At 43.1% G+C, this 5,058-nt stretch carries 5 protein-coding genes; all 5 read left to right on the top strand.

Annotated elements, in window-relative coordinates; genetic code table 11:
- Positions 1-307 precede the first annotated feature (307 nt).
- The 5 genes from IQ242_RS16525 to IQ242_RS16505 all read left to right on the top strand — a co-directional run bounded on the left by IQ242_RS16525 (position 308) and on the right by IQ242_RS16505 (position 4,846).
- A complete protein-coding gene (locus IQ242_RS16525; RefSeq protein ID WP_228021046.1) occupies positions 308-523 on the top strand; it encodes a hypothetical protein in 216 nt (71 codons plus the stop codon).
- Entirely contained in the window at positions 511-726 is a 216-nt protein-coding gene (locus IQ242_RS16520; protein WP_061432682.1) for a DUF2283 domain-containing protein, read from the top strand. Before IQ242_RS16525 ends, IQ242_RS16520 begins: the two co-directional genes overlap by 13 nt.
- Positions 727-1,347: 621 nt before the next feature.
- Positions 1,348-3,696: an HD family phosphohydrolase gene (locus tag IQ242_RS16515; protein WP_193960713.1), complete on the top strand. Its 2,349-nt coding sequence runs from the start codon at positions 1,348-1,350 to the stop codon at positions 3,694-3,696.
- The gene (locus tag IQ242_RS16510; protein WP_193960712.1) at positions 3,693-4,160 is read left to right on the top strand and encodes a DUF29 domain-containing protein; all 468 of its coding nucleotides are present in this window, start codon (positions 3,693-3,695) and stop codon (positions 4,158-4,160) included. Before IQ242_RS16515 ends, IQ242_RS16510 begins: the two co-directional genes overlap by 4 nt.
- Before the next feature lie 38 nt (positions 4,161-4,198).
- The gene (locus IQ242_RS16505; protein WP_193960711.1) at positions 4,199-4,846 is read left to right on the top strand and encodes a Uma2 family endonuclease; all 648 of its coding nucleotides are present in this window, start codon (positions 4,199-4,201) and stop codon (positions 4,844-4,846) included.
- Positions 4,847-5,058 lie beyond the last annotated feature (212 nt).

Below are 5,058 nucleotides of genomic sequence, written 5' to 3'. Positions count from 1 at the left end.
GATAAGGGGGGGTGTCCATGAGTAGAAAACGGGTTTCTCGGAGAAACCCGTTTTCTGTGCTGAAAAAGTACGGGCGAAGCATTCGGATAGAAAATCTACGGTTTCAGCAATAGGTTATTGCCCGAATGCTTCGCCCCTACAGGATGCGGGCCGATGAAGACGCAGGGATAGGTTATACTAAATCCGGTTATTAAAGACTGATTATTTATTCCCCTTTTTGCCTTTTGCCTCTTGCATGAGTGCCTGTCTTCATAAGTAGCCTATACTCAAAGGATTTAGGATTATCACCCAGATAAAACATCCTATAATGAAAGGACAAGAAAAATTAGTCCAAGAAACCCTTAGCCAACCTGATGAAATTCGATGTAGCCGCAGTGACCCTAATGTTTATCTTTTTTATCAACTTCAACGACCAAAACGTTGGCTCTGTGCCATTATCCGAAAACTCAATGGTGATGGCTTCCTAATTACCACTTATCCCACCGATGCAATTAAAGAAGGGGAAATTTTATGGCAGAAGTAAACGTTTATTATGATCCGATGGGCAATACCTTAACTGTGTGGTTTGGCGATCGCTCTTCAGAATATCTCTGCGAAGAAACCGGCGACGAAGTTATTTTAATGAAAAATCAAAAAGGCGAAGTTATTGGTTTTGAAAAACTTAACTATAGGATTTCTGAGAACACGAATCTTAAAATTTCCCTAGAAACCGCCATCCCTCTTTAAACAATAAAAGCGAAAAATAACACTTAAGTAGCTGGGTTATAATTAAATTAAAAATGGATTTTAAGTTCGATCCCCCCTGCCCCCCTTGATAAGGTAGGGTTGATTCATGAATCAACCCTACCCTTGATAACAGGGGTGTCTGATAATTTTTAACGCCTACCTACTTAACTTAAAAGCTCCCAAAACGGAGACAGCTTATTGGCGTAGTCAATCGTACCAAACGAGACTATCGGCCTTAGAAGAAATTCGTCAAGAATATCATCAATATAAATATAATGCTGAACCAAGACTTCAAAGAGTTTATACAATAGCGAACGCAAAGGGAGACCCTTGCAACGCATTTCTAGAGGTTCTACCTCTTGCTTAACCCACCAGGAAACGGAGAGAGAGCCTCCCTTGTCTCGTTCCAAACCCTTGCCTTTTGCCTCTCTCTTCCCCGACCGGCGACCGACTCCTCACCCCACCAACAAACTTTTTCAGCCAACCCTAATCTAGATACCTTTCGAGAAAAAATTTTTTTGCACAGGGAGTCCTTACAATAGAAAAGGGAACACACAACCAAATTGCTGGTATTTTTCCTCTGGGCATGGTGGCGCAGTTTATAGAATTTAGCTGGAATTTATGAATCATTTTCTGCATTCTTTCACTGTTTTTCCTGATTCTGCCCGAAAATCTCGCTCTTACTCCCTCGGTAAACTGCGACGACCGTTAATCTTCCTGTTTACCGTCGGTTGTCTGACTAGCGTGGTCGGTTATCGTTTCTATAATCAGCCGAAATTGGCCGTCGGGACTATTTCCCCCGTCACGATTATCGCCCCCGAAGATGCCCGTTTTCAAGACCAAGAAACCACCGCCCTCAAACGCCAAAAAATTCGGGCTGGACTGCTTCCCCGGCTGAAAAGAGACCCCCAAACCACCGACCAGATCGAGCGATCGCTGCGAGACACTTTAGGGCAATTAAGTCAAATTAGCCCAATTCTGCGAAAAAATTCCATTTTAATGGGCAGGAATATTTCTAACGCCACAATGGAAACGCTGCTCACCTTTTCTGCCGCTCAATGGTCAACTCTACAAAGCCGCCTCAACTATGAAGAATCTTTTACAAAACCCTTGACAAAAGAACAGGAATATGCTGTTAGCGAAATCCAAGCCTATCGTCAGCGCGTGGCCAAGGGTAACTTTGAGCAATTTATCGATCGATTAGGGCAATTACGGCAAATAAAGGAGCAAACCAGCCAAAATTATCAGCATTCCAGCTTAAATAAACTCAAATACGCCGATCTGATCACAGTGGCCCAAATGGGCGATCGAGAGTGGCCAAACCTAGAAACAGCCATCCTGCAAGCGAGTCGCCGGATTTTGGTACAAGGCATTCCCCCAGGGATTTCCACCAGTCACCTACAGGATACCATCGCCGTGCAGATTAGCAGCGATCGCCTAACCAGTCGCCAGCAGTCTTTAGCCGAAAATATCCTTCTAGCGGCCCTGGAGGGACAAGCGAACCTGATAGAAGATCGGGAGGCAACCAAAGAACAAGCCACTAAAGCGGTGGAAGCGGTAGATATGGTTATGTCTGACGCTCAAGCTGGTCAAATTATCGTTAAAGCAGGCGAAACAATTACTCAAGCTCAGTTTGTTCTCATCGATGGCTTTGGTTTGAGCGAACGGGGCATTAACTGGATGGGTTTAGGGTCAACGGCAATCCTTGTCACCAGCGCGATCGGGACTTTTTGCCTCGTTGCCCAGCGTCTCCATCGGCCCCTGCGTCACCGGGATTTTCTTCTCTTGGGTTTACTAAGTTTTACCACACCGATCCTAGCGATCGCCCATATTCCCTTTACCAATCTGGCAGCCGTGGGTTTATTACTCAGCAGTTTCTATGGCCCGACTCTGGCCGTCACCCAAGTCCTCTTAACTGCCGGTCTTTCCCTATTCAGCATCCAAGGCATCAGCGCCGATTTAATCGCCGGGACGATTGGGGGACTATTAGCGGCGATGATAGCGGCAAAATTGCGCTCCCGGGATGAATTATCGCTCCTAGGGATGGGAATCGGAGTCAGTCAAGGGGGTGTTTATCTGCTGACTTACCTAATCGTTAGCGCCACGGCCAGCACGATCATCTATACTCTACTACCCACGGCGCTCGTCTATGGTCTATCGGGGATAGCTTGGACGGTAATCGCCCTAGGATTATCCCCCTATTTGGAACGCTGTTTCGATGTGGTCACTCCCATTCGTCTGGTGGAGTTGTCCAATCCTAATTGTAGTTTGCTCAAACGTTTGGCCACGGAAGCACCGGGTACTTTTCAACATACCCTTTTTGTCGCCTGTTTAGCTGAAGCGGCCGCCCGAAAACTGCACTGTAATGTGGAATTAATTCGCACGGGAACCCTTTATCACGATATCGGGAAAATGCACGATCCTCTCGGTTTTATTGAAAATCAAATGGGTGGCCCGAATAAACACGATGAAATTAACGATCCCTACGTCAGCGCCGAGATTATTAAAAAGCACGTTAGCGAAGGGTTAGTCATGGCCCGCAGACACGGTTTACCGCGAGTCGTCCGCGATTTTATTCCCGAACACCAAGGCAATCTCTTAATTTCCTATTTTTATCAGCAAGCTTTGCAAAAATCCGCCCAAAATGGTCAAGAATTCGTCGATGAGGCGGCTTTTCGCTACGATGGTCCGATTCCCCAATCGCGAGAAACGGCGATCGTTATGTTAGCCGATAGTAGTGAGGCCGCTTTGCGATCGCTGAAGGAGGCATCCCCAGAACAAGCCATGGATATGATCAAAAAGATTTTTCATGCCCGATGGCGCGATCAACAATTAGTAGATAGTGGTATTCGTCAGGAGGAATTACCAATTATTGCCGAGGTTTTTGTGCAGGTTTGGCAACAATTTCATCATCGACGCATTGCCTACCCGAAAGCAGTTTTAGAAGTCTCCTCAGCCGAAAAAAAATGAAAATAGATCCTTGGCTAAATCAGTTACAATTTCTCTACGAACAAGATGAATATCTCTGGTTGACTGAAACAATTAAACTCCTCAAGGAAAATCGTCTAGCTGAGTTGGATATTCAACATTTAATCGAAGAGTTGGAGGCTTTGAGCGAACGGGATAAAAATCGAGTTGAGAGTTTTTTAAGACAGATAATTATTCATCTTTTGCTGTGGCAATATTGGTCGAAAGAATTTGAATTAAATCATCGGCATTGGCAAGGAGAAATAGCCACTTTTAGAGTTCAGCTAAATGGATATTTAAGCACAAATTTAGAAAAGTATCTCCTAGATAACCAAGAAAAAATCTATCAAGATGCCGTTTTTATTGTCGGGCAAAAAACTGAAATATCTCCTCACAATTTCCCTCTAAATTGTCCCTATTCTCTCGAACAAATGCTTGATAGGCATTGGTTGCCAGAGCGAAATTAGTTAAATCCCACAGCTAAAAATCAAGGATAATTACCAAAATGCTCCTAATTACTCTCAACGAAAATACTTTATCTTTATCTCCCGGCAGTGAAGTTATTTTCCCTTATCAGACTTGGGAAGATTACGAAAGATTGCTGAGTTTACGTCTCCAGAAAACCTATCCCAAACTCTATTTTAATCGCAAAACTCAAGAAATTCGGCTTATGTCTCCCTTACCAAGTCATGGCAAACGTATCAATCTTTTAAGTGATTTAGTAAAAATTATCCTTCGTCGTCAAGGCAAAGACTGGGAATGTTTTGATCCAATTACCTTGAAAATGCCAGGGGAAGCGGGAGTAGAACCAGATACTTGTTTTTATATTGATAATAGAGAGGCAATTTTAGGCAAAGAGAGAATTGATTTAACTGTTGATCCTCCTCCCGATTTAGCTATAGAAGTGGATTTTACTTCCCTGACTGATGTAGAGGCTTATCAATTGCTAAAAATACCCGAATTGTGGGTTTATCGTCGGGAAGAATTAAAAATATATTTGTTAATAGAAGACAGTTATCAAGAAATGGATAATAGTCGTCTCTTTCCCGATATAAATATCAAGAAACTTTTTCCCTATTATGTAGAATTAGGCTGGAATCAAGGTTCTAGTCTTGCTTTACGTCAGTTTGAAGCTTTAGAGAATTTTAGTTAAAACACTTTTTGTATAAAAGTGAGTCATGTATCCAATTAATAAAAATAATTTTTAAGTGGGTGGGTGGAATTAAATATAAGATGAACGTAGCGACTGTCTTGATTGTCAAGGGGTAACTCAAAAAACAATCAAGGAGTTGCTGTCGAACCTAAAATCTCAAGCCAGAAAAAAAGCGCAGCAAAAACTAAGTCGCTCAGGTTAAACCAAAGCAA

The organism is Microcystis sp. LEGE 08355 (assembly GCF_015207185.1).
In the GTDB taxonomy this organism is placed as follows: Bacteria; Cyanobacteriota; Cyanobacteriia; order Cyanobacteriales; family Microcystaceae; genus Microcystis; species Microcystis panniformis.
This window is presented reverse-complemented; position numbering and strand designations above follow the sequence as displayed.

Excerpts from the sequence above, each read along its gene's own strand:
- IQ242_RS16525 (WP_228021046.1), top strand. The coding sequence starts at position 308 with ATGAAAGGACAAGAAAAATTAGTCCAAGAAACCCTTAGCCAACCTGAT.
- IQ242_RS16520 (WP_061432682.1), top strand. The coding sequence starts at position 511 with ATGGCAGAAGTAAACGTTTATTATGATCCGATGGGCAATACCTTAACT.
- IQ242_RS16515 (WP_193960713.1), top strand. The coding sequence starts at position 1,348 with ATGAATCATTTTCTGCATTCTTTCACTGTTTTTCCTGATTCTGCCCGA.
- IQ242_RS16510 (WP_193960712.1), top strand. The coding sequence starts at position 3,693 with ATGAAAATAGATCCTTGGCTAAATCAGTTACAATTTCTCTACGAACAA.
- IQ242_RS16505 (WP_193960711.1), top strand. The coding sequence starts at position 4,199 with ATGCTCCTAATTACTCTCAACGAAAATACTTTATCTTTATCTCCCGGC.